At 71.3% G+C, this 22,632-nt stretch carries 21 protein-coding genes; 2 read left to right on the top strand and 19 right to left on the bottom strand.

The genetic code is table 11. From position 1 onward, the window contains the following. Positions 1-36 precede the first annotated feature (36 nt). Both OG417_RS28475 and OG417_RS28470 read right to left on the bottom strand, forming a co-directional pair. A complete protein-coding gene (locus OG417_RS28475; protein WP_329234750.1) occupies positions 37-975 on the bottom strand; it encodes a WYL domain-containing protein in 939 nt (312 codons plus the stop codon). A 64-nt stretch (positions 976-1,039) separates the two neighbouring features. Further along, entirely contained in the window at positions 1,040-1,984 is a 945-nt protein-coding gene (locus OG417_RS28470) for a helix-turn-helix transcriptional regulator (RefSeq protein ID WP_329234746.1), read from the bottom strand. 50 nt (positions 1,985-2,034) lie between these two features. Here OG417_RS28470 and OG417_RS28465 point away from each other — a divergent pair, with 50 nt between their 5' ends. Then, the gene (locus OG417_RS28465) at positions 2,035-3,105 is read left to right on the top strand and encodes a DUF3866 family protein (RefSeq protein ID WP_329234743.1); all 1,071 of its coding nucleotides are present in this window, start codon (positions 2,035-2,037) and stop codon (positions 3,103-3,105) included. A gap of 38 nt (positions 3,106-3,143) precedes the next feature. Here OG417_RS28465 and OG417_RS28460 read toward each other — a convergent pair whose 3' ends face one another. The 17 genes from OG417_RS28460 to OG417_RS28380 form a co-directional block, all read right to left on the bottom strand. Further along, the gene (locus OG417_RS28460; protein ID WP_329234739.1) at positions 3,144-3,608 is read right to left on the bottom strand and encodes a DUF3291 domain-containing protein; all 465 of its coding nucleotides are present in this window, start codon (positions 3,606-3,608) and stop codon (positions 3,144-3,146) included. A 33-nt stretch (positions 3,609-3,641) separates the two neighbouring features. Further along, the gene (locus OG417_RS28455; protein WP_329234736.1) at positions 3,642-4,283 is read right to left on the bottom strand and encodes a helix-turn-helix transcriptional regulator; all 642 of its coding nucleotides are present in this window, start codon (positions 4,281-4,283) and stop codon (positions 3,642-3,644) included. 29 nt (positions 4,284-4,312) lie between these two features. After that, positions 4,313-5,227, bottom strand: a complete 915-nt coding sequence (locus OG417_RS28450; protein ID WP_329234733.1) for an FKBP-type peptidyl-prolyl cis-trans isomerase — start codon at positions 5,225-5,227, stop codon at positions 4,313-4,315. 25 nt (positions 5,228-5,252) lie between these two features. Further along, positions 5,253-6,404 carry an FKBP-type peptidyl-prolyl cis-trans isomerase gene (locus tag OG417_RS28445; RefSeq protein WP_329234730.1) on the bottom strand — a complete coding sequence of 384 codons (1,152 nt, stop codon included), beginning with the start codon at positions 6,402-6,404 and terminating at the stop codon, positions 5,253-5,255. An 84-nt stretch (positions 6,405-6,488) separates the two neighbouring features. Then, positions 6,489-7,847, bottom strand: coding sequence for a Pup--protein ligase (pafA, locus tag OG417_RS28440; protein ID WP_329234726.1), 1,359 nt, complete (start codon positions 7,845-7,847; stop codon positions 6,489-6,491). 196 nt (positions 7,848-8,043) lie between these two features. Beyond that, positions 8,044-8,784, bottom strand: coding sequence for a proteasome subunit alpha (gene prcA, locus OG417_RS28435; protein ID WP_329262668.1), 741 nt, complete (start codon positions 8,782-8,784; stop codon positions 8,044-8,046). A gap of 47 nt (positions 8,785-8,831) precedes the next feature. Further along, a complete protein-coding gene (gene prcB / locus OG417_RS28430; RefSeq protein ID WP_442875769.1) occupies positions 8,832-9,581 on the bottom strand; it encodes a proteasome subunit beta in 750 nt (249 codons plus the stop codon). Between the two features lie 302 nt (positions 9,582-9,883). Next, positions 9,884-11,389 carry a sensor histidine kinase gene (locus tag OG417_RS28425; RefSeq protein WP_329234720.1) on the bottom strand — a complete coding sequence of 502 codons (1,506 nt, stop codon included), beginning with the start codon at positions 11,387-11,389 and terminating at the stop codon, positions 9,884-9,886. Beyond that, the gene (locus OG417_RS28420) at positions 11,386-12,090 is read right to left on the bottom strand and encodes a response regulator transcription factor (protein WP_329234717.1); all 705 of its coding nucleotides are present in this window, start codon (positions 12,088-12,090) and stop codon (positions 11,386-11,388) included. The genes OG417_RS28425 and OG417_RS28420 overlap by 4 nt, the downstream gene beginning before the upstream one ends. Before the next feature lie 67 nt (positions 12,091-12,157). Continuing rightward, a complete protein-coding gene (locus tag OG417_RS28415) occupies positions 12,158-12,958 on the bottom strand; it encodes an ABC transporter permease (RefSeq protein ID WP_329234715.1) in 801 nt (266 codons plus the stop codon). 71 nt (positions 12,959-13,029) lie between these two features. Beyond that, positions 13,030-13,953 (bottom strand): ABC transporter ATP-binding protein, encoded by a 924-nt coding sequence (locus tag OG417_RS28410; protein WP_329234711.1) that lies wholly within the window; start codon positions 13,951-13,953, stop codon positions 13,030-13,032. A gap of 359 nt (positions 13,954-14,312) precedes the next feature. Next, positions 14,313-14,564, bottom strand: a complete 252-nt coding sequence (locus OG417_RS28405) for a hypothetical protein (protein WP_329234708.1) — start codon at positions 14,562-14,564, stop codon at positions 14,313-14,315. Positions 14,565-14,896: 332 nt separating this feature from the next. After that, positions 14,897-15,106, bottom strand: coding sequence for a ubiquitin-like protein Pup (locus OG417_RS28400; RefSeq protein WP_285583207.1), 210 nt, complete (start codon positions 15,104-15,106; stop codon positions 14,897-14,899). Between the two features lie 280 nt (positions 15,107-15,386). Beyond that, positions 15,387-16,901 carry a depupylase/deamidase Dop gene (gene dop / locus OG417_RS28395; protein ID WP_329234705.1) on the bottom strand — a complete coding sequence of 505 codons (1,515 nt, stop codon included), beginning with the start codon at positions 16,899-16,901 and terminating at the stop codon, positions 15,387-15,389. Between the two features lie 450 nt (positions 16,902-17,351). Further along, positions 17,352-19,124, bottom strand: coding sequence for a proteasome ATPase (arc, locus tag OG417_RS28390; RefSeq protein ID WP_329234702.1), 1,773 nt, complete (start codon positions 19,122-19,124; stop codon positions 17,352-17,354). A 306-nt stretch (positions 19,125-19,430) separates the two neighbouring features. Next, the gene (locus OG417_RS28385; RefSeq protein ID WP_329234699.1) at positions 19,431-20,336 is read right to left on the bottom strand and encodes a tRNA (adenine-N1)-methyltransferase; all 906 of its coding nucleotides are present in this window, start codon (positions 20,334-20,336) and stop codon (positions 19,431-19,433) included. Between the two features lie 80 nt (positions 20,337-20,416). Beyond that, positions 20,417-21,553: a site-2 protease family protein gene (locus tag OG417_RS28380; protein WP_329234696.1), complete on the bottom strand. Its 1,137-nt coding sequence runs from the start codon at positions 21,551-21,553 to the stop codon at positions 20,417-20,419. Between the two features lie 243 nt (positions 21,554-21,796). Between OG417_RS28380 and OG417_RS28375 the strand changes: the two genes are divergently transcribed. Beyond that, complete coding sequence (locus OG417_RS28375; RefSeq protein WP_442875768.1) at positions 21,797-22,624, top strand: RecB family exonuclease; 828 nt, start codon at positions 21,797-21,799, stop codon at positions 22,622-22,624. The last annotated feature ends 8 nt before the right edge of the window (positions 22,625-22,632 follow it).

Raw genomic sequence — 22,632 nt, 5'->3', positions numbered from 1 at the left:
GGAGCCGGTCCGCGGCGCGGGCGCCCCGGCCGCGGGTCAGGTGTACTGGCCGAGGGCGCGTTCGGCGTCGTCACGGACGCCTTCGGCCAGATCGGCGGGGGCGACGACCGCGCCGTCCCCGGCCAGCCGCAGCGCCAGGCGGCGGACCCACCGCGTGTCCCGGGTGCGCAGTTCGACGCGCAGCCGGCCCTCCCCCAGCTCGGTGACGCTCTCGCAGGGGTAGTGGTCGGCGACCCAGCGCCCGGACGGCGTCAGGTCGATGATCACTCTGGTGTCGTCCGGGGACGGCCGGAACAGGCCGCGGTCGACGTCGACCGGCTCGGCCTCCTCCGGGATCCGCGCGGGGACGTCGAGGACCTCCAGCTCGACGATGCGGTCCAGGCGGAACAGGCGCACCGCCTCGGCCCGGCGGCACCAGCCCTCCAGGTAGGACCAGCCGTCCACCAGGAGCAGGCGCATCGGGTCGACGTCGCGTTCGGTGTTCTCGTCGCGTCCCGGCACGTAGTAGGTCATCCGCAGCCGCCGGCCCTCGTCGAGCCCGGCGCGCACCTGGAGAAGGATGTCCGGGCGCACCTCCACCTGCACCGACACCTGGCTGCTCGGCCGCGCGGCGTTGCCGGCGGCGGCCTCCAGCTTGGCGATCACGCGGCTGAGCGCGTCGCCGTGCTCGGGGATCTCGGCGAGCGTGCGCAGCGCGATGAGCAGCGCGGCGGCCTCGTCCACGTCGAGCCGCAGCGGGCGGCTGATCGACTCGGCCTCGCTGACGACGATCTCACCGCCCTCATAGGACAGGTCGATCGGGCAGTACGGGTCGGGGGCGCGCAACTCGACGCACCACAGGAGGTTCAGGTCGTCGATGAGCTGCTTCTCGCTGACCTCGAACGCCGCGGCGGCCTCGGCGACGCTGACCGAGCTGCGCGAGACGACGTACGGGACGAGAGCGAGCAGCCGCGTGAGACGATCCGCCGAACTCATGCGCCCTCCTTCGTCGGAGGAGTGGCCCAGAACGCTGTGTCTTCGATTCGCTCACTGCGTTCGCTCATGCGAGCACCGCCTTCAAGTGCTGGATCATGGCGTCGCGTACGTCGGGAGGGCCGATGACGACCACGTCGTCGGCGAACCCGGCGAGGTAGTCCACGAGCCGGTCGACGTCGGCGAAGCCGAGTTCGGCGCGGTCCCACTCGCCCTCGTCGGGGCGTACGTCGGCGGCCCACCGGCGGATGCCGTGGGCGGCGCCACGGCGCAGCCGCACCGTGGCGGTGCGCCGGTCCGGCGCCGGGCTGCCGCTGGCGGCGACGATCTCGCGGACGTCGACGCCGTCGGGCACCACGACGCTGCCGGCCGGCCCGTCGCCGGAGACGGTGCCGAGGATGCGGCTGAGCCGGAACACCCGCACCTGCCCGCGGTCGCGGTCGTGGCCCGCGACGTACCAACGGCCACGGCGGCTCACCACCCCCCACGGCTCCAGGTGACGCCGCTGCGGCGCGCTGCGCCCGATCCCCTGGTAGTCGAAGGCGACCGGCCGGCGGTCGCGCACGGCGCGCCACAGGGCGGGGAAGGCCGGCTCGTGGGTGTCGACCCGCGGCTCGATGCCCAGAGAGGCGGCCTCGGCGGTGTCCACGCCGGCGGCGCGGAGCTTCAGCAGCGCCCCGGAGGCCGCCTCGGCGAGGCTGGCGCGCTGCCACACCCGCGCGGCCAGGCCCAGCACCGCGGCCTCGTCGGGCTCCAGCTGGATCTCCGGCAGCTCGTACGCCTGGCGCTGGATGCGGTAGCCGGTGTCCTCCTCGCCCTCACTGCCGGTCTCCAGCGGGACGCCGAGCTCGCGCAGCTCCTCCTTGTCGCGTTCGAACATGCGCTTGAACGCCTCGGAGCCGTCGGGATAGCCCGGCACGGCCTGGCGGATCTGCTCCGCGGTGAGATATCTGCGGGTGGCCAGCAGGCACACCACGAGATTGAGCAACCGCTCTGTCTTGCGGCGCGACATCGGCACTCCTTCGGACCCGTCCCCGTGGCCTCCGACGCTACCGTTGGCGGGTGATCCGATGGCGCAAAGGCACGGTTGTCAAGATACGCCGGGAGTGGCCCGGCGCGATGGAACTCGACGTGGAGATCGACCACGACGGCGCGGCCCGCGCGCTGGCCTACCCGGCACTGGTGGGATCGCCCCAGGTGGGCGACGTGGTGCTGCTCAACACTACGGCGCTCGCCATGGGGCTTGGCACCGGAGGGTACGCCATCGTGGCGGCCGTACCGGACCGTTTCCCGCCGGATCCCTCGGGTCCGGGCCATCTCGTCAAGGCCCGCTACACGCCTCTGCAGGCGACCGTACTCGGCGCCGACGAGCAGGACTCCCCGCACCACGAGCTGCTCCGCGACGCCGACTCGATCGACGGGATGCCGGTGGTCGTCGCCGACCTGCACTCGGCGCTGCCGGCGATCGTCGCGGGGCTGCACCTCGACCGCCCGGGGACCCGTGTCGTCTACGTCATGCCGGACGGCGGCGCGCTGCCCTCCTGGTTCTCCCGCTCGGCCGCGGCGCTGCGCGAGGCCGGAGCCCTCGCCGCGGTCGTCACGACCGGACAGGCGTTCGGCGGCGACCTGGAGGCGGTGACCCTGCACACCGGGCTGCTGGCCGCCCGGCTCGTGCTGGAGGCGGAGGTCGCGGTCGTCGCGCAGGGGCCGGGCAACCTCGGCACCGGAACGCGCTGGGGATTCTCGGGCGTGTCGGCCGGTGAGGCGGTGAACGCCGCGGGCGTGCTCGGCGGCCGGCCCGTCGCCTCGCTGCGGGTCAGCGAGGCCGACGCCCGCGAACGCCATCAGGGGGTGTCGCACCACAGCCTCACCGCGTACGGGCGGGTCGCGCTCGCCCGGGCGCAGGTGGTGGTGCCGGAGCTGCCGGGCCCGTTCGGCGCGCGGGTCGCCGCCGACGCCGCGCCGCTCGGCGAACGCCACGACCTGGTCCGCGTGCCGGTCGACGGCCTGGAGGAGGCGCTGCGCGCCTCACCGGTGCGCCTGTCGACGATGGGCCGGGGCCTGGACGAGGACCTCGCGGGCTTCCTGACCGCCGCCGCGGCCGGTCGCCACGCCGCCGCCCTTCTCGGCTGAACTCCCGCTCGCCCGGCCCGGCGCCTTTACGTTGTAGATCAGGTGGGGGCGGGGCGGCCGTCCGGCTCGTACGGCCGGCGGAGCGTGAACGCCTCCGGGACCGGGCCCGCCTCGCGCAGGCGGGCGAGCCGGGCGAGCGCCTCCTCCACCGAGGGAAGGTGGCCGGCCGGCACCCACCACAGCACCATGATCGGCTCTGTGGGGCGCTGGAACCACTCGCGGCGGCGCCGCACGTACTCCAGGTGGTCCGAGCGGTAGGTGAAGTCCCACAGCGCCTGACGCGACTTCCACACGGACAGGTTGACGATCATGTCGTCACCGTCCGGGTGGATCGAGGTGGCGTCCTGCCCGCCCTCGTCGGTCAGGCGCCACACGAACCCGGGGGCCGCGTCGGCCAGGGCGTTGATCGGCTTGAGCCCGTCGACGAAGCCGGCGGACTCGGGGGCGTCCAGGGGCCACCGCAGGCGGCCGACGTTGAGCTGCGCGAGGTGATGATCCGTCATGCGGGTCAGCAGATCACTTCCGGCGCTCTAAAGTCAATCATCATTATTTTTAGAAATGATCTCCACGCAGCACTCCCCCGGCCTCGCCCGCATCCGCGCGCACAGCCCCGTCTCGCCCATGCCGTCGAGCAGCCCCTCCACCAGAGCGAGATTCATGCCGCAGACCAGCGGCGGGAACTCACGGGCCACGGCGTGGAACGGGCAGTTGCGCATGCGGACCGCCCCGTCGGCCCGGTACGGCGCGTAGCCCTGGCGCGCCAGGACGTCCTCCACACCGCCCTCCGCCGTCTCCCCCGCCGTACGGCCGTGCCGCCGCGCGACCCGCTCCAGGTCGCCCTCGGCCCCCAGCGCGTCGACGACCTCCGCGAGCAGCGCCGCCGGCGTGCCGTAGTCACGCGGCGGCAGGCTCACGACGTGATCGACCGCGGAGCGCCGGTAGAGCTTGGCGGGCCGCCCGGCCCCCGGACCGGAGCGGCCGGGCGGACGGCGGAACACCACGTCGAGCAGGCCCGCCTCGGCCAGCCGGTCGAGGTGGAAGGCCGCCAGTGTCCGCTGGATCCCGGCCGCGTCGGCGGCCTCGGCCCGCCCCACCTCGTGATCCTGGGCGACCACGTAGTCGTACACCCGCCGCCGCACCGGATCGCCCAGGGCCGTGATGGCCTCCACATCGCTCACGCGCCCGATTGTAGGGAGCGCGCGGCCGGTCAGTACGCGGCGAGAACGTCGATCACGAACACCAAGGTGTCGCTACGCGTGATGCCCGACGCGGAATGCCCCTTCTTGCCGTATCCCATGCTCGGCGGGACCACCACCAGCACCCGGCTGCCCACCGGTTTGCCGACGACCGCGCGGTCCCACCCGTCGATCATCTGCCGGGCGCCGACCACCACCGAGTCCGGGTGCCCGCGGTCACGCGAGGACTCGAACGTCTTGTGGTTACGCCAGATCTGCCCCAGGTCGTGGTAGACGACGGTCTGCCGGGCCTCCACCGGCTTACCGGTGCCCCGCACGATCGTGCGCACGGTCAGCTTCGCCGGCGGGCGCCCCGACGGGATCGTCAGCGACGGCACGGCGCCCGTCGTCACCCGGGGCAGGCCCGCCTCGCTCTGCGGCTCCGCCGCGCCGTGCGCGGCCGCGCCGTTGGGATAGACCGCCAGCACGTCCAGCACGAACACCAGCGAGTCGCTGCCACCGATCTGCAGCGCCGCGTAGCCGTTCGCGCCGTACCCCTGCCCCGGCGGGATCACCGCCACCACCCGGCCGCCCGGCCGCTGCCCGGCCAGCGCCTTGTTCAGCCCCGGCACCAGGTGCCCGTACGGGAACATCGCCGGGTGCCCCGAGTCGTAGCTGCTGGCGATCAGCTTGTGGTCACCGCCGTTCCAGCGGTAGCCGACGTAGTTCGCCGCGACCAGATCGCCCGCCGCCACCTTGGTGCCCTTGCCCGAGTGCAGGGTCTTGACGCCCAGCTCGCCGCCGGGCGACGACCCCGGGATCCGCACCGTCGGCTGCCGGCCGAGCGCCCCGGTCACCTTCACGCCGTCGGGCAGCCCGCCCCCGCTGCACGCGGCAGCGCACGAGACGAGGAGGGCCAGCAGGACCCACGGGACGGCACGCCGCATACGCCGACCTCCAGCGACCGGGCGATCAGATCGCGTCGAGGATATCGACAACGAACACGAGGGTGTCGGTGCCCTTGATGCCCGCCTGCGGCGACCCGGTCGGGCCGTATCCCTCCTTCGGCGGGACGACCACCAGCACCCGGCTGCCGATCTTCTTGCCCACCAGCGCCTTGTCCCAGCCCGGGATCACCTGCCCGACGCCGATCGGGAAACCGGCCGGGGCACCGTGCTTGTAGCTGGAGTCGAACTCCTTGCCGGTGCGCCACAGCACACCGTCGTACTGACCGATCAGCGTCTGGCCCTTGGCCACCGCCTTGCCGTTGCCCTCGATCAGCGTCTGGACCTGCAGCTTCTTCGGCGCCGAACCCGACGGGATCTTGATCGTCGGAGCCTGGCCCGGCGCGCCCGGCGTGACCTGCGGGAGCTTCGCGTCGACCTTCTGCTGCGTGCCCTGCACCGACGCGGTCTTGCCGTAGGCCTTCAGCACGTCGACCGACAGCACCAGGTCATCGCCGGCGCCCAGCTTCAGCGCCTGCGCGACCTGGTCGCCGACCGCCTTGTACGGCAGGGTCAGCTCCAGCCGCGTGCCCGGCGTGCGGCCCACGATCTCCTTGTCCAGCGCCGGAAGCCCGGTCAGCTGGTTCGCGGTGCCCGCGGCCGGCTTGTTCTGCTTGAAGGTGTCCAGCAGCGGCTGAGGGGACTTCTGGTGCTTCGCCGCCCACTGGTAGGCCAGCAGGTGCGCGACGACGAAGTCGTTGCTGCCGATCTTGGGCCCGGAGCCGTGGATCAGCTCCTTGACGCTCTGCTTGGCCGCCGGCTTGGCCTTGGGCACCGACACCGACGGCGCCTTGCCGAACGCGCCCTTGAACTTCACCGACGGCGCCGGCCGCGTCTCCCACCAGATGCCCGCGCCGATGAGCGCCAGCACGACCACCGCGCCCGCCACCGAGTAGACGATCTGACGCCGCTTGGCGGCCTTGCGCGTCCCCTTGCGCGGCGCCGTGCGGGTCTTGGTGCCGAGCGCGTGCGGAGTGAACTCGCTGCGGCCGATCTCCCGGGCCTGCGGCATCGTCACCTTCGGCCGGGAGTCGTCCTGAGGCTCCTCGGCCGGCCGGGAGTCCTGAGGCTCCTCGGTCTCCTCGGTCTCGGTTTCCTCGCGGCCTTCGACTTCAGACATCTTCTCCACCGTTTCGCGGGCATGACGACAGCACGAACGCACCCAACCTTGTAGCAGGCACCTAAAGGTAGCGTGAGAACGCGGTCACATTCCCGCGATCAACTTGTCGACACGGTCGTCCACCGAACGGAACGGGTCCTTGCACAGCACCGTGCGCTGGGCCTGGTCGTTCAGCTTCAGGTGCACCCAGTCCACCGTGAAGTCCCGGCGTTTCTCCTGCGCCCGCCGGATGAACTCCCCGCGCAGCCGCGCACGCGTCGTCTGCGGCGGCACCGACTTCGCCTCGAAGATCGCCAGGTCACGCGCCACCCGGTCCACCGACCCGCGCCGCTCCAGCAGGTAGTACAGCCCCCGCCCGCGGTGCACGTCGTGGTAGGCCAGGTCCAGCTGCGCCACCCGCGGCGAGCTCAGCGGCAGGTCGTACTTCTGCCGGTACCGCTCGATCAGCTGATACTTCGTCACCCAGTCGATCTCGCGCGCCACCAGGTCCAGATCGCCGGTCTCGACCGCGCGTACGGTGCGCTCCCACAGGTCCAGCACCCGCAGCACCACCGGGTCCGCGCCGCGCCGGTCCACGAAGTCGCGCGCCTTGTCCAGGTACTCCGACTGGATCTCCAGCGAACTGGCCTCCCGCCCGTTCGCCAGGCGTACCTTGCGCCGCCCCGTCATGTCGTGGCTGACCTCGCGGATCGCCCGGATGGGGTTCTCCAGCGTCAGGTCGCGCATCACCACACCGGCCTCGACCATGCGCAGCACCAGGTCGGTCGCCCCGACCTTGAGCAGCATCGTCGTCTCGCTCATGTTCGAGTCACCGACGATCACGTGCAGCCGCCGGAACCGCTCCGCGTCCGCGTGCGGCTCGTCCCGCGTGTTGATGATCGGCCGGGACCGCGTCGTCGCCGACGACACACCCTCCCAGATGTGCTCCGCGCGCTGGCTCACGCAGTAGACCGCGCCGCGCGGCGTCTGCAGCACCTTGCCGGCCCCGCAGATGATCTGACGCGTCACCAGGAACGGGATCAGCACGTCGGCCAGCCGGCCGAACTCACCGTGCCGTCCGACCAGGTAGTTCTCATGGCAGCCATAGGAGTTGCCGGCCGAGTCGGTGTTGTTCTTGAACAGATAGATGTCCCCCGCGATCCCCTCCTCGCGCAGCCGCCGCTCGGCGTCCACCAGGAGACCCTCGAGGATCCGCTCACCCGCCTTGTCGTGCACGACGAGCTCATCGACGCTGTCACACTCGGGCGTCGCGTACTCAGGATGACTTCCGACGTCGAGGTACAGCCGTGCCCCGTTGCGCAGGAACACGTTGCTGCTACGGCCCCACGACACCACCCGGCGGAACAGGTAGCGGGCCACCTCATCAGGTGACAACCGCCGCTGCCCGCGGAAGGTGCACGTAACGCCGTACTCGTTCTCCAACCCGAAGATGCGCCTGTCCACACCGCAAGGCTATGTGTCAGAGGACCGCGGTTGGTAGAGATCAAGCCCAGGTGTACCGGTCACGAGAGCGCCACATCCGGTCGCCTGCCGTACGCATGAACCCGCCGTGACCTCGCCCGGCGCCTTTACATTGTAGATCAAAAACACGCGGCACCCGCCGTGACCTGCGACGATCACGACGGGTGCCGCTTCGGTCTTACTCGGAGGCACCATCCTCGGAGGCGCCGTCCTCCGGCGCCGCCCCACCGGCCTGCTCCGCCTCCTCCAGCAGCTGCTTGATCCGCGCCGCCGTCAGCCTGCGGAACAACCGGTGGTCCCGGTTGCGGTCCAGCACCGCCACCTCCAGCTGACCCGCCTCCAGATGGCGGTCCGCGTCCTGCTGCTCCAGCGCGTGCACGGCCACGCCCAGCGCACGCGCGAGCGGCAGGCCCTCCTCGAAGCGGTCCTTCAGCGCCGACGCCACCTGATCGACCTGACCGCCCATCGCGACGTAACCCTGCTCGTCGGCGACCGAACCGTCGAACGTCAGCCGGTAGATCTGGTCCGACGCCACGTCCGCGCCCACCTCGGCGACCACGAGCTCCACCTCGAACGGCTTGTTCGACTCGGTGAACACCGTGCCCAGCGCCGTCGCGTACGCGTTGGCCAGGCCCCGCGCGGTGACGTCGCGACGGTCGTACATGTAGCCGTTCACGTCGGCGTACCGCACGCCCTGCTGCCGGAGATTCTCGAACTCGTTGTACTTGCCGACCGCCGCGAACGCGATCCGGTCGTAGATCTCACTGATCTTGTGCAGGGCCCGCGACGGGTTGTCCGCCACGAACAGGATGCCGTCGGCGTACTGCAGCACGACCACGCTGCGGCCCCGTGAGATGCCCTTGCGGGCGTAGTCGGCCTTGTCCTTCATCGCCTGTTCGGGCGACACGTAGAACGGCATGGACACCGGTGGCGTTCCTCACTACTCGATCGTCATTGGTCGGCTGATCATCGCAACGGCGCCGGCGGGCCGCCCGGGGCACCCATCCGCCCCTGCACGACCGACTCCGCCAGCTCACCCACCCGCTCCGCCGGCAACCGCCGGTAACCGTCGGCCGTCACCACCGCGACCACCGGAAAGATCCGGCGCGTCAGGTCAGGACCACCCGTCGCGGAGTCATCATCGGCCGCGTCGTACAACGCATGGATCGAGGCCAAAACCGCCTCCTCCTCCGACAGATCAGGCCGGAAAAGCTTCTTCAACGCACCACGCGCGAACACCGAACCCGACCCGATGCTGTGGAACTCATGCTCCTCATAACGACCACCGGCCGCGTCATAACTGAAGATCCGGCCACCGTCACGCTCCTCGTCATAACCCGCGAACAGCGGCACCACCACCAGCCCCTGCATCGCCATGCCGAGATTGCCCCGCACCATCGTCGCCAGCCGGTTCGCCTTACCCTCCAGCGAAAGCGTACGGCCCTCCATCTTCTCGTAATGCTCCAGCTCCACCTGGAACAACCGCACGACCTCCAAACCGATACCCGCCGTCCCCGCGATCGCGATCGCGGAGTACTCATCGGCACGGAAGACCTTCTCGATATCACGCTGAGCGATGACATTACCCGCGGTCGCCCGCCGGTCCCCGCCCATCACCACACCACCGGGAAACGTCACCGACACGATCGTCGTACCGTGGGGGAAGTGCTCACCCGCCGACGCCCCCGCCGGCAACTCCCGATTCCCCGGCAACATGTTCGGCGAATGCACCGCCAGGAACTCGGTGAACGACGAGGGGCTCTGGCTCGCGAACGCGCCCGGCAGACGCCCCGGCGCGGAACCTTGCGACGTCACACGACTCCTTCCACTGCAGCGGACGCGATCGCCCCCGCTAACCAGACCCTACTGTCAGGGCACCATCGCGTGCATGCGTCATGATCCCTCCCCCCGTCCGCTCACGGCGAACCCGGCCTAACCCGCCGGATGTGGATCGCATCCCCCACCGTCTCTCGCACGGCGCCCAGGCCGGTCCCCTCTCTTCGTGATCCGCGTCCTGCTCAACCGTGAAGGGGGAGCAGGACGCGGAAGGTCGCGCCCTCGCCCGGGGCCGTGTGGACCTCCACCCGGCCGTGGTGGGCCGCCGTCAGAGAGGCGACGATCGCCAGGCCCAGGCCCGCACCCCCGCCCTCGGCACGGCCCCGGGCGCCGTCCGCGCGGTAGAAGCGATCGAAGACCCGCGCCGCCTGCTCGGGAGACAGCCCCGGACCCTCGTCACGCAGCTCCAGCACCGCCAGGCCGTCCCGGGTGCCGACACCGATCCGGACCGGGGTGCCGGGCGGGGTGTGGGCGACCGCGTTCCCGATGAGGTTCGAGGTCACCTGGCGCAGCCGCGCCTCGTCACCGAGCACGGGCGCGCCACCCGGCGGGCCGCCGCCCGGGCCGGTGAGGGCGACGGGACGCCCGGGATCCAGAGCGCGCAGGTCGTGCAGGGCGTCGGCGGCCAGCGTCCGCAGATCCATGGGGGTGAGACGGAGCGGGAGATCCGCCGCGGCGGCGTGCTCGTCGAGGCGGGCGAGCAGCAACAGGTCCTCGACCAGCCGGACCAGACGTGCCGCCTCCCGCTCGATGCGGTTCATCGCACCGTCGACGTCGGCGCGCTCCGGCATGCCGCCCATCCGGTACAGCTCGGTGAACCCCTTGATGCCGAACAGGGGTGTGCGCAGCTCATGGCTGGCGTCGGAGACGAAGCGGCGCATGCGCTCCGCGGTGGCCGCCCGCGCGGCGTCGCCTCCCTCGATCCGCTCCAGCATGCCGTTGAGCGCCGCGGCCAGGCGGCCCAGCTCGGTACGCGAGGCGGCCAGCTCGGGAACCCGGCTCGAAAGGTCGCCGTCCGCGATGGCCGCCGCGGTCGTCTCGATCCGGCGCAGCGGGCGCAGCCCCGCCCGTACGGCGAACCAGCCGGCCACGCCGAGGAGCCCCAGCACCAAAGAGTCGATCACCAGCACCCGTACGCCGAGCTGTCTGATCGTCGCACCGGCCTGGGAGAGCGAACCGGCGACGACGACGCTGCCGCCGTCGGCGGCCACGGTCTCCGCTCCGCCCGGCTTCCGGCCTGGGCCCGGCATGACGATCACCCGCCAGCCCTCGCCGCCGCCGACGGCGGGGACCTCGAACGGCCGGTGGCGGCGTGCGCCGACCGCCGCGGCGTCGAGCCGGGGCAGCTCGGGGGCATGCCGTGAGACCGGCCGGACGGCCCGCCGCACCCGGCCCTCCGGGTCGAGGTAGGCGACATAGACCTCACCGGACAACTGCTGCTCCACCGTCTCGCGCACCTCCGGAACCTGATCGCCCGCGACGTCCGGCAGGGCCGGAAGGCGCGCGGCGACCGTCGCGGCGGCGCGGAGCCGGTCGTCCAGCTGATGCACCAGGTCGCGCTGGAGCAGTGCGACGACCAGGCCGTCACTGCCGAGCAGGGCGACGACGAGCAGCAGCAGCGCGATCGCCAGCAGCCGGCCGCGCAGCGAGAGGCGACCGCGCAGCCGGCGCGCGGCGCTCGCGCTCACGACCGGGGCCTGCGCAGGACGTAGCCGGTGCCGTGCACCGTATGGATCAGCTTCGGCTCGCCCCGGTCCACCTTGCGCCGCAGATAGCTGATGTAGGAGGCCACGATGCTGTCATCGCCCCCGAAGTCATACCTCCAGACCAGCTCCAGGAGCTGGGACTTCGACAGCACCTGCCCGGCGTTCTCCATCAGCACCCGCAACAGGCTGAACTCGGTCGGGGAAAGCTGCACCGACCGCCCGCCCCGGGTCACCTGGTGGCTGCCGGGATCCAGCTCCAGATCGCCGACGACCAACCGGCCGTCCGGTTGCCGGCCGCTCGTACGGCGCAGAATGGCCCGGATCCGCAGGACCAGCTCCTCCAGGTTGAACGGCTTCGTGACATAGTCGTCACCGCCCGCCGTGAGCCCGCTGATCCGGTCCTCCGGCGCGTCGCGGGCCGTGAGGAACAGCACCGGCGGATGCCCCGCCGCCGGAGACGAAGGCATCCCCCGCAGCCGGCGGACGACCTCGAAGCCGTCGAAGTCGGGCAGCATCACGTCCAGCACGATCAGATCGGGACGCTGCTCCCGCACCGCCGCCAGCGCCTGCGCGCCGGTCGCGACCGGGACCACGGCGAATCCGGCCAGCCGCAGGCTCGCGGACAGCAGCTCGCGCAGCGTCGGCTCGTCCTCCACGACCAGCAGCCGTTCCGATGTCGTCATCCGCCCCATCCCGCCTGATCGTCCGCCCTCGGTCTCCCCGGCCGCACCCGGCCCGCGCCCGGCCCGGCTACGCGTCTCGCCTGCGGAAGACGATGAACGCCACGCCCAGCAGGACCGCGGCACACCCCGCCATGACCGCCAGCCCGGACCAGGGGTCCAGCAACGCCGGATCTCGGTAGCCGGTGATGATCTGGCCGCCCGCGATGGGCGGCCAGTACTTCGCCACCCAGTCGCCGACCGCGCCGGGCAGAGCGGGCGCGAACGCCTGCACGATCAGCATCGCGCCGAACAGGGTAGTCACCGTGGCCGTCGTACTACGGATCACCGTGCCGATCGCCAGCCCGAGCAGACCCGCGAGCGCCAGATAGAGCGCACCGCCCAGAATGCCCCGCAGCGCCAGAGAATCGGACGGCCCGGGGTGCGGGGCGCCCGCACCCGCCAGCGCCGCCTGCCCGACGAGAAAGCCGCTGAAGGACACCAGCAGCCCGACCGGCAGCGCGACCGCGATCAGCACCACCGCCTTGGCGGCCAGCACCCGGGCCCGGTGCGGCACGGCGGTCAGCGTGCCGACGATCGTGCCGGCCCCGTACTCGGCGGTGATCATCAGGCCGCCCAGCAGGCCGAGGGCGATCTGCGCCAGCAGATAGCCGCGCAGGCTGGTGGCCAGCGGATCGAAGGCGGCCCGGTCGGCGGCCGTCATGGTCGCGTACTCGCCCCCGGCCGACGCGCCGTTCAGCGAGGCGAGGCCCACGCAGCACGCCAGGGTGCCGACGACGAGGAAGACGGTCGACCGCATGGTACGGATCTTGATCCACTCGGCGCGCAGGCAGTGCGCGAACGTCGCCCGGCCCGCCGGGCGGAGGGTCATCCGGAACCCCCGCGGACGATCCCGCGCCGGCTCCTTCCGTACCGCCGTCCGGGTTCGCGCGGCGCCCGGGCTCATCGGCTCGTCTCCTTCTCACCGGTCTCCGCCTGATACTCGACGGCGTCGCGGGTCAGGTCCATGAACACCTGCTCCAGCGACGGCTCTCGTGGCGTCAACTCGTGCAGCTCCACTCCGCCGGCCGCGGCCAGCGCCCCGAGCCCGGCCGCGTCCATCCCGGTCACCACCAGGCCGTCCGCGCCGTCCGGGCGCGCCTCCGCCACCGGCGGCAGCATCCGGCGCAGCGATTCCACCTGCGGGCCGCGTACCAGGACCTCGTGGCCGGAGTGCGCGTCGATGAACACCTTCATGGCGGTGTCCGCGATCAGCCGGCCGCGGCCGATGACGATGAGGTGGTCGGCGGTGAGCGCCATCTCGCTCATCAGATGGCTCGACACCAGCACGGCGCGCCCCTCGGCGGCCATCCGCCGCATCAGCCCGCGGATCCAGACGATCCCCTCCGGGTCGAGCCCGTTGAGCGGCTCGTCGAACACGAGTGCCGGAGGATCGCCCAGCAGCGCCGCGGCGATGCCGAGCCGCTGCCGCATACCGAGCGAGAACGTCCCGGTCCTGCGGCGGGCGACGCCGTCCAGCCCCACCTCCGCCAGCACCGCCGCCACCCGGCCGCGCGAGATCCCGTTGCCGGCCGCGAGGGCCAGCAGATGGTGGTACGCCGTACGGTTGGGCAGCACCGCACCCGCGTCCAGCAGCGCGCCGACGGCCTTCAGCGGCGCCGGCTGCGCGGCGTACGGGCGCCCGCCGACGGTGGCCGTCCCGGAACTGGCGGCGTCCAGGCCCAGGATCATCCGCAGCGTGGTCGACTTCCCGGCTCCGTTCGGGCCGAGGAACCCGGTCACCTCCCCCGGACGGACGGCGAACGTCAGGTCGTCGACGGCCAGAACATCGCCGTAACGCTTGGTGAGTCCACAGACTTCGATCACGATCTCTCCAGAGCCGATCGGGTACGGACCGCGCGCCGTCGGCGCGCGCACCACCTCACGGTGATCCGCTCTTCTGGGAGAGATCTGCACGAGTGCGAGTGCGCCCTGTGAACCGAGGGCCCCGTCCGCCCGGAACGGCGACCATGGCGAACCGATGCCGCCCGAAGTCAACGCCATGGTCCTGCTGCCGGCGGATTCACCTGCATTCCTTGCCGGAATCACGCCCGGCCGAAACTCTCAGAAACTCACAGACGGCGGGCCACCGGCGCCACTCGGCGGGGGCACATGATCGGGACGAGCCGACCGCCACTCTGCCGGTCCGCGATCAGCGGCGTCGGCGACCACCGCCGCGCCACTGATCAGAGGAGGGCGTACTCCGCGGGATGCGGCGGCCCGGTGGGCCTGGGGGCGTCGTCTCGGAGATCGGAGAGGTCGAGAACGGGAAAGCGCGGCTCGACCGGCCCTGGATCGGCCACGTCGACGTCGAACTCCCACGGGTCCCCGGAGTCGTCGCGCGCGAACGCAAGAGGGACGGCGAGGTCATGCCCGCCGATCTGCCCGATCTCCCATGAGCGCACGCTGCCGTGGTTCTTCGCCTTGATCTCAGCCATCACCCTGTTGTGACAGGGTTTGCAGTAAGTCGCCAGGCCCCTGGGATCCGCCCGGTTGCGACCAAGGTCGGCGAGCGGCTTCGTCTCCGCGCAACGGGCGCAGTATTTCAGTCCATCCGGTACAGCCGAGTGGCGGCGATAGGCGCGCGGCGTCTTACCTATCGCCGCCTGACGCTTTCGGTAACCGGCGGCATTGCGCAAGCCGAAACACGCTCTGCAGTAGAGCGACAGTCCATCCGGAGACTGCTTACGACGCCAGAACTCCGACGCGGACTTGACCTCGCCGCAGTCCCTGCAGCGATCTTTGCCCGAGTTTAAATCGGACATATGCCTCACTGGCCGCCTTTTTGCACGTATGACCTGACAAATTCCTCTGCGTTCTCTTCGAGAACTTCGTCTATTTCGTCCAGAATGGCGTCGACATCGTCGGTGAGCTTCTCGTTCCGCTCCTGGACGTCTTCGCTGGGGGCGGTCTGGGTCTCGTCGACCTCTTCCTCACGCCGGGTCGTCTGCCGCTGCCCGCCGGTGTCCCTCGTCGCCATGCTGAGCCTCCACTCCTGCCGAGAGACCTCGACTCTATCGTCGCCCGCCGACAACCAGTGGATCACTCACCGTGTTCCACCGTGATCGGCGATCGGCCTCATGACGGCGTTATCACCACCGGCGATCCCCGCGAAACGGTCATACCGGTCACGACTGTGCATTGATCGTGAACGGACGGCCGTACCGGGATGTTCCGCCGGCCGCCTTCCACCGTCGATGGCACGCCGGCCCCGGGGCCGCTCCCCGTACGGACCGGCGCGTTCTGGGCCCCTCTGGGCGCTACTCCCCCGTCAGGGCGGTCACCAGGTCCGCGGCCGTACGGCAGCGGTCCAGGAGGGCGCCCACGTGCGTCTTGGTGCCCCTCAGCGGCTCCAGGGTCGGCACCCGCTGGAGCGACTCCCGGCCCGGGACGTCGAAGATGACCGAGTCCCACGACGCCGCGGCCACCGAGTCGGCGTACTGCCGCAGGCACCGGCCGCGGAAGTAGGCCCGCGTGTCCTCCGGCGGGTCCTCGATGGCGGCGTCGACCTCCGCGTCGGTGGCGATGCGCTTCATGCGCCCGCGCGCCACGAGACGGTTGTACAGGCCGCGCTCCGGGCGAACGTCGGAGTACTGCAGGTCGACCAGCTGGAGCCGCGGGTGGGACCAGTCGAGGCCGTCGCGGCTGCGGTAGCCCTCCAGCAGTTCGAGCTTGGCGACCCAGTCGAGCTCGCCCGACAGCTGCATGGGGTCCTCGCCGAGGCGGTGCAGGACCGACTCCCAGCGGTCCAGGACCTCGGTGGTCATCTCGTCGACGTCGGCGCCGAAGCGGTCCTCGACGTACTTGCGGGACTGCTCGAGGTACTCCATCTGCAGCTGCACGGCGGTCATCTTGCGCCCGTCGCGCAGGGTGAGCAGGTGCTTGCAGGACGGGTCGTGGGAGACGGCGCGCAGCGTCGCCACCGGCATGTCGACGGACAGGTCGACGGTGAGGAAGCCGTCCTCGATCATGGCGAGCACCAGGCCGGTGGTGCCGAGCTTGAGGAAGGTGGAGACCTCGCTCATGTTGGCGTCGCCGATGATCACGTGGAGCCTGCGGTACTTCTCCGGGTCGGCGTGAGGTTCGTCACGCGTGTTGATGATCGGGCGCTTGAGGGTCGTCTCGAGGCCCACCTCGACCTCGAAGAAGTCGGCGCGCTGGCTGATCTGGAAGCCGTCGGTGCGGCCGTCGACGCCGATGCCGACGCGGCCGGCGCCGCAGACGACCTGGCGGGTCACGAAGAACGGGGTGAGGTGGCGGACGATCTCCGAGAAGGCGGTCTCCCGCTTCATCAGGTAGTTCTCGTGGCAGCCGTACGAGGCGCCCTTGTTGTCGGTGTTGTTCTTGTACAGCTGGATGGGCTGGGTGCCGGGGACCTGGGCGGCCCGGCGGGCGGCGTCGGCCATGACGCGCTCTCCGGCCTTGTCCCAGATCACGGCGTCGCGCGGGTTGGTGCACTCGGGTGTGGAGTACTCCGGATGCGCGTGGTCGACGTAGAGGCGCGCTCCGTTGGTGAGGATGACGTTGGCCAGCCCGAGGTCCTCGTCGGTGAGCTGGGTGGGGTCGGCGACCTCGCGCGCGAGGTCGAACCCGCGGGCGTCCCGCAGGGGGTTCTCCTCCTCGAAGTCCCACCGTGCCCGCCTGGCCTTGGCCGCTGATGCCGCGAGGTAGGCGTTGACGACCTGCGAGGAGGTCACCATCGCGTTGGCCCCCGGCTGACCGGGCACGGAAATGCCGTATTCGGTCTCGATTCCCATTACCCGCCGCACGCTCATAGACCCGAGCCTAATGCGCGATCGCCGTGGTCTTGCGAGGCGCGGCGGGATCGTGACCCGATTCCCCTTGTGGGGACGGGCTCAGGAGGAGTCCGAACCAGATGCCGGGGAGAGCCCCGGGACGGGCGGTGTCGCCATGGCCGTTCCAGGTCAGGGTAAAGACCCGGCAATCGGCGCGGGGAGCGCCGGCGGTGCTCGGGTATGGGTCCCGTGGGCGTACCGGTCCGCCGGGAACCGGTGGTCGCGATCGCGACCGCCGGCGATGTCATGCCCCGGTGTGGCGGAAATCTCGATCTCGGGCGCGGCACCGCGGAGGGCGTCCGCCGACGAGCGGGCCTGACGGCCGGGTACGGGTGCACGCCCGCGCGCGCCTCGCCGGGGACCGGTACGGCCGCGGAGACGAGTCGTCGCGGGCGGCCGGCGTGGTGCCGGCCGCCCGCGACGTGCGGGTCAGAGGTATTGGCCGGTGTTGGCGACCGTGTCGATGGAACGGCCGGCCTCGGTGCCCTGCTTTCCGGAGACGAGCGTGCGGATGTAGACGATCCGTTCGCCCTTCTTGCCGGAGATGCGGGCCCAGTCGTCGGGGTTGGTGGTGTTGGGCAGGTCCTCGTTCTCGCTGAACTCGTCGACGCAGGCGGCGAGCAGGTGGTTGACCCGCAGGCCCTTCTGCCCGCTGTCGAGGAAGTCCTTGATGGCCATCTTCTTGGCCCGGTCGACGATGTTCTGGATCATCGCGCCGGAGTTGAAGTCCTTGAAGTAGAGGACTTCCTTGTCTCCGTTGGCGTAGGTCACCTCGAGGAAGCGGTTCTCCTCGCTCTCGGTGTACATCCGCTCGACGACTCGCTGGATCATGCCCTCGACCGTGGCATCGGCCGAGCCGTCGTGTTCCTTGACGTCGTCGGGGTGGAGGGGAAGTCCGGGGAGAATGTACTTGGAGAAGATGTCCTTGGCCGCCTCGGCGTCGGGACGCTCGATCTTTATCTTCACGTCGAGGCGCCCGGGCCGGAGGATCGCCGGGTCGATCATGTCCTCCCGGTTGGAGGCGCCGATGACGATGACGTTCTCCAGGCCTTCGACGCCGTCGATCTCCGAGAGCAGCTGCGGCACGATCGTGTTCTCGACGTCGGAGGAGACTCCGGATCCGCGGGTGCGGAAGATGGAGTCCATCTCGTCGAAGAAGACGATGACCGGTGTGCCCGCGGAGGCCTTCTCGCGTGCGCGCTGGAAGACCAGGCGGATGTGCCGCTCGGTCTCGCCGACGTACTTGTTGAGGAGCTCGGGTCCCTTGATGTTGAGGAAGAAGCTCTTGCCCTCGGCGCCGGTCTTCTCCGCGACCTGTTTGGCCAGGGAGTTGGCGACGGCCTTGGCGATGAGGGTCTTGCCGCAGCCGGGCGGGCCGTAGAGCAGCACGCCCTTGGGCGGGCGGAGCTGGTGTTCGCGGAAGAGGTCGGCGTGGAGGTAGGGCAGCTCGACGGCGTCGCGGATCTGCTCGATCTGCGGGCCCAGGCCGCCGATCTCCTGGTAGGAGATGTCGGGGACTTCCTCAAGGACGAGTTCTTCGACCTCGGCCTTGTGGATCTTTTCGTAGGCGTATCCGGAGCGCGTGTCGAGCATGAGCGAGTCGCCGGCGCGCAGGGAGACTCCGCGCAGGGGCTCGGCGAGCTTGACGACGCGTTCTTCGTCGGCGTGCGCGATGACGAGGGCGCGTTCGCCGTCGGCGAAAACCTCCTTCAGCATCACGACTTCGCCCTGGGTCTCGAACTCGAGTGCGGCGACGACGTTGAGCGCCTCGTTGAGCATGACCTCCTGGCCGCGCTTCAACTCCTCGATCTCGATACCCGGGCTGACGTTCACCCGTAGTTTGCGTCCGCCGGTGAAGATGTCCACCGTGCCGTCCTCGCGCGCGGCGAGGAACGTTCCGAAGGCGGATGGCGGCTGCGCGAGGCGGTCGACCTCCTCCTTCAGCGCGATGATCTGCTCTCGGGCTTCCTTGAGAGTCGCCACGAGGCGTTCGTTCTGGCCCGTAACCGCGGCCAGGCTTGCCTGCGCCTCATGTAGGCGTTCTTCGAGTACACGTACTTGTCGGGGGGATTCCGCGAGCTTTCGGCGCAGCACGGAGATCTCCTCCTCGAGGAAGGAGATCTGCGTCTGGAGGTCGCGGACCTCCTTTTCGTGCTGCGCCTTCCGCGCCCCGGCATCGTCACGAGCGGCCACGCTCGTCACCTCCTCAGGCAGAGACGACGACCTAACTGAAACCCTACCTATCCGGAGCGCCTCCGTAACATGGCCAACGGGTACTCGTGTCGTGGCGGGGCGGCGACGAGGTGCGGAAATCGGATGCCTTCGCAGGTCGGAGGCCATATGGCGGGGTGGCGGCCGCACGTGTGAAAAACCACAGTGGGCCGCTTCCGGAGGCCGGACCGGGTCCGTGGCCGCCGTGAGGCGGGTACGCGCCGCGCGGGGCGGGGCACGCCGGAGCGGCACGGACGGGAACGGCGCGGTCACGGCGGGCACGCGCCGGGGGCGCGGTCAGTCGAGCGGTGCGGGCGGCTCGGGGGCCTCGGCGGTCTGGGCGCCCTTGGCGGGCCGGCGACGGCGCACCGGGGGGCGCACGCCGTCGGCGAGGCGGCGCGCGGTGGCGAGGAAGCCGGTGTGACCCACCATGCGGTGGTCGGGGCGTACGGCGAGGCCTTCGACGTGCCAGGAGCGCAGGAGGGTCTCGAAGGCGTACGGCTCGGCGAAGGCTCCGTGCTCGCGCAGGCTCTCCACGACGCGGGACAGCTGGGTGGTGGTGGCGACGTAGGCGCAGACGAGGCCGCCGGGGACGAGGGCCTTGGCGACGGCGTCGACGCATTCCCAGGGGGCGAGCATGTCGAGGACGACACGGTCGACGTCGGTGTCGGAGAGGGCGTCTTCGAGGGAGCCGAGGGTGAGGCGCCAGGCGGGGTGCGGGCCGCCGAAGTAGGTCTCGACGTTGGTGCGGGCGATCTCGGCGAAGTCCTCGCGGCGTTCGTAGGAGGAGACCAGGCCGTGTTCGCCGACGGCGCGCAGGAGCCAGCAGGTCAGCGCGCCGGAGCCGGCGCCGGCCTCGACGACGCGGGCGCCGGGGAAGATGTCGGCCATGGTGACGATCTGGGCGGCGTCCTTGGGGTAGACGACGGCGGCGCCGCGGGGCATGCGGAGCGCGTAGTCGGCGAGGAGCGGCCGGAAGGCGAGGTATTCGGTGCCGCCGGTGGAGCGGAAGACGCTGCCCTCGGGGCTGCCGATGATGTCGTCGTGCGGGATGGCGCCCTTGTGGCTGTGGTAGAGCTTGCCGGGCTGGAGGGTGACGGTGTTGACCCGTCCCTTGGGGTCGGTGAGCTGAACCCTGTCGCCGGGGCGGAACGGCCCGTGCGGGGCTGCGGGCATGGCGGAGCCGGCGATCGGTTCGGTCATGGGTCAAGGCTATCGAGGTCCGGGAGGCGCCCGGACCCCGGCACGGGGCCTGGGCGCCCCGGCCCGTGGTGCGGCCTCCGTCAGGCTCGGGTGAAGGTCTTGGCGAGGTCCTGGGCGACGAGCACGCCGTACATCTCGCCGGTCGGCTCGACCAGGAGGTACTCGGAGGCGGGCGCGCGGTTGACGGCGGCGACGAGGTCCTCGCCGGCGATGTCGGCGGGCAGGACCATCCCGGGGTCGAGCGTGCGGGTGAGGGCGGCGGTGTCGACCCAGGGCCGCCGCTGCTCGGGCGTGGCGGCGACGGCGGTCTCGCTGACGATGCCGATGGGGTCGTCGTCGTGGTCGACGACGACGATGGCGCCGGCGCCGGCCTCCTGGGCGCGGCGTACGGCCTCGGCGAGGGGGGTGTTCTGGGGTACGCGGACGGCGCGGCGGGCGAGGGCGCGGGCGTTGAGGAGGGGGATGCGGTCGCGGATGCGGGCGACGCGGATGGCCTCGCCGGCGCCGACCCAGATGAAGGAGGCGACGAGCGCGGCCCAGATGACGGTGAGCCAGCGGTCGCCGCCGCCGGTGGCCGAGAGCGCGGCGCCGAGGATGAGCACGGCGACGGCGACGGCGCGACCGGCCCAGCCGGCCGCGACGGTGGCGGTGCGCCGGCGTCCGGTGATCTTCCAGACGGCGGCGCGGACGAGCCGGCCGCCGTCGAGGGGCAGGCCGGGCAGGAGGTTGAACACGCCGACGAGGAGGTTGGCGAGGGTGAGGGCCTCGATGAGCAGGACGGTGACGTCGGGCATGGGCACGAGGAGGAGCACGGCGTAGCCGCCGACGGCGAGGCCGAGGGACAGGAGGGGGCCGGCGGCGGCGACGAGGAACTCGCGGCCGGGGGTGCGGGGCTCCTCCTCGATCTCGGAGACGCCGCCGAGGATGTGGAGGGTGATGGCGCGGACGGGCAGGCCGAAGCAGCGGGCGACGACGGAGTGGCCGATCTCGTGGACGAGGACCGAGGCGTACAGCAGCACGGCGTAGGCGAGGGCCACGAGGTAGCTCACGGGCCGGTGGACGTGCTGGGCGACCTGGGGTTCGAACATGACGGTGATGACGATCGCCACGATGAACCAGGTCGGTGAGACGTAGATGGGGATGCCGAACGGGCGTCCCATGAGGATCCCCGGCTGAGCCGGGCCGGACCGATCGCCCTGGGGCGCGCTGTCTGCCACGCCCCCGATGCTACGTGGACCGCCCGCGGGTGCGGCACGCGACGCGATGGTGCCGCGGCGCCCGGCGCGGTCGTGCCGCGGTGGTGGTTCGCCGGTGTTCTGTCGTCGGCCTGCCCTAGGGTTACGCGCATGACGGCCACCGAGATCAACACCGAGACCGACGGCGGATCGGGCGAGGAGGAGGGGTCGGCCGGCGGAGTGACGGTGGTCGGGTCGCTGTCGCCGTCGCGGGCGGGCGACTTCATGACGTGCCCGTTGCTGTACCGCTTCCGGGTGATCGACCGTATCCCGGAGCGGCCGAGCGCGGCGCAGGTGCGGGGCACGCTCGTGCACGCGGTGCTGGAGCGGCTGTTCGACATGCCGGCGGCGGCGCGGACGCCGGCGGCGGCGCTGGAGTTGCTGGGGCCGGAGTGGGAGCGGCTGCTGGCCGAGGAGCCGGAGCTGGCGACGCTGTTCGACGACGAGGAGGCCGGGGACGGCGCCGGTGTCGAGGGCGCGCGGGAGGAGTGGCTGGCCGAGGCGCGCGCGATGGTGGAGCGTTACTTCGCGCTGGAGGATCCGCGGCGGCTGGAGCCGGCGAGCCGCGAGCTGTACGTCGAGACGGTCCTGGAGTCGGGGTTGCAGCTGCGGGGCTACATCGACCGGCTCGACGTGGCGCCGACCGGTGAGGTGCGGGTGGTCGACTACAAGACCGGGCGGGCGCCGCGGGCCGACTTCGAGGCGCGTGCGCTGTTCCAGATGAAGTTCTACGCGCTGGTGCTGTGGCGGTTGCGCGGCACGGTGCCGCGGCTGCTGCAGCTGATGTATCTCGGCAACGGTGAGATCCTGCGGTACGCGCCGGACGAGGCCGACCTGCGGGCGACGGAGCGCAAGGTCGAGGCGCTGTGGAAGGCGATCCGGCGGGCGATGGACTCCGGTGAGTGGCGGGAGCGCACGAGCCGGCTGTGCGACTGGTGCGACCACAAGCAGCGCTGCCCGTCGTTCGGGGGCGTGCTGCCGCCGCTGCCGAGCGCGGGTGCGGGGAGCGCGGCGGAGGGTGAGCCGCTGGGGCCGGAGCGCGACGACCTGTGAGCGCCCGG

This window comes from Actinoallomurus sp. NBC_01490 (assembly GCF_036227085.1).
GTDB lineage: Bacteria > Actinomycetota > Actinomycetes > Streptosporangiales > Streptosporangiaceae > Actinoallomurus > Actinoallomurus oryzae.
The sequence above is the reverse complement of the archived record's forward strand: the minus strand, read 5'-3'. Positions and strand labels throughout refer to the sequence as shown.

Excerpts from the sequence above, each read along its gene's own strand:
- OG417_RS28475 (WP_329234750.1), bottom strand. The coding sequence starts at position 975 with ATGAGTTCGGCGGATCGTCTCACGCGGCTGCTCGCTCTCGTCCCGTAC.
- OG417_RS28470 (WP_329234746.1), bottom strand. The coding sequence starts at position 1,984 with ATGTCGCGCCGCAAGACAGAGCGGTTGCTCAATCTCGTGGTGTGCCTG.
- OG417_RS28460 (WP_329234739.1), bottom strand. The coding sequence starts at position 3,608 with ATGACGGATCATCACCTCGCGCAGCTCAACGTCGGCCGCCTGCGGTGG.
- OG417_RS28450 (WP_329234733.1), bottom strand. The coding sequence starts at position 5,227 with ATGCGGCGTGCCGTCCCGTGGGTCCTGCTGGCCCTCCTCGTCTCGTGC.
- OG417_RS28445 (WP_329234730.1), bottom strand. The coding sequence starts at position 6,404 with ATGTCTGAAGTCGAAGGCCGCGAGGAAACCGAGACCGAGGAGACCGAG.
- prcA (WP_329262668.1), bottom strand. The coding sequence starts at position 8,784 with ATGCCGTTCTACGTGTCGCCCGAACAGGCGATGAAGGACAAGGCCGAC.
- prcB (WP_442875769.1), bottom strand. The coding sequence starts at position 9,581 with ATGTTGCCGGGGAATCGGGAGTTGCCGGCGGGGGCGTCGGCGGGTGAG.
- OG417_RS28420 (WP_329234717.1), bottom strand. The coding sequence starts at position 12,090 with ATGACGACATCGGAACGGCTGCTGGTCGTGGAGGACGAGCCGACGCTG.
- OG417_RS28415 (WP_329234715.1), bottom strand. The coding sequence starts at position 12,958 with ATGACCCTCCGCCCGGCGGGCCGGGCGACGTTCGCGCACTGCCTGCGC.
- OG417_RS28405 (WP_329234708.1), bottom strand. The coding sequence starts at position 14,564 with ATGGCTGAGATCAAGGCGAAGAACCACGGCAGCGTGCGCTCATGGGAG.
- OG417_RS28400 (WP_285583207.1), bottom strand. The coding sequence starts at position 15,106 with ATGGCGACGAGGGACACCGGCGGGCAGCGGCAGACGACCCGGCGTGAG.
- dop (WP_329234705.1), bottom strand. The coding sequence starts at position 16,901 with ATGAGCGTGCGGCGGGTAATGGGAATCGAGACCGAATACGGCATTTCC.
- OG417_RS28385 (WP_329234699.1), bottom strand. The coding sequence starts at position 20,336 with ATGACCGAACCGATCGCCGGCTCCGCCATGCCCGCAGCCCCGCACGGG.
- OG417_RS28375 (WP_442875768.1), top strand. The coding sequence starts at position 21,797 with ATGACGTGCCCGTTGCTGTACCGCTTCCGGGTGATCGACCGTATCCCG.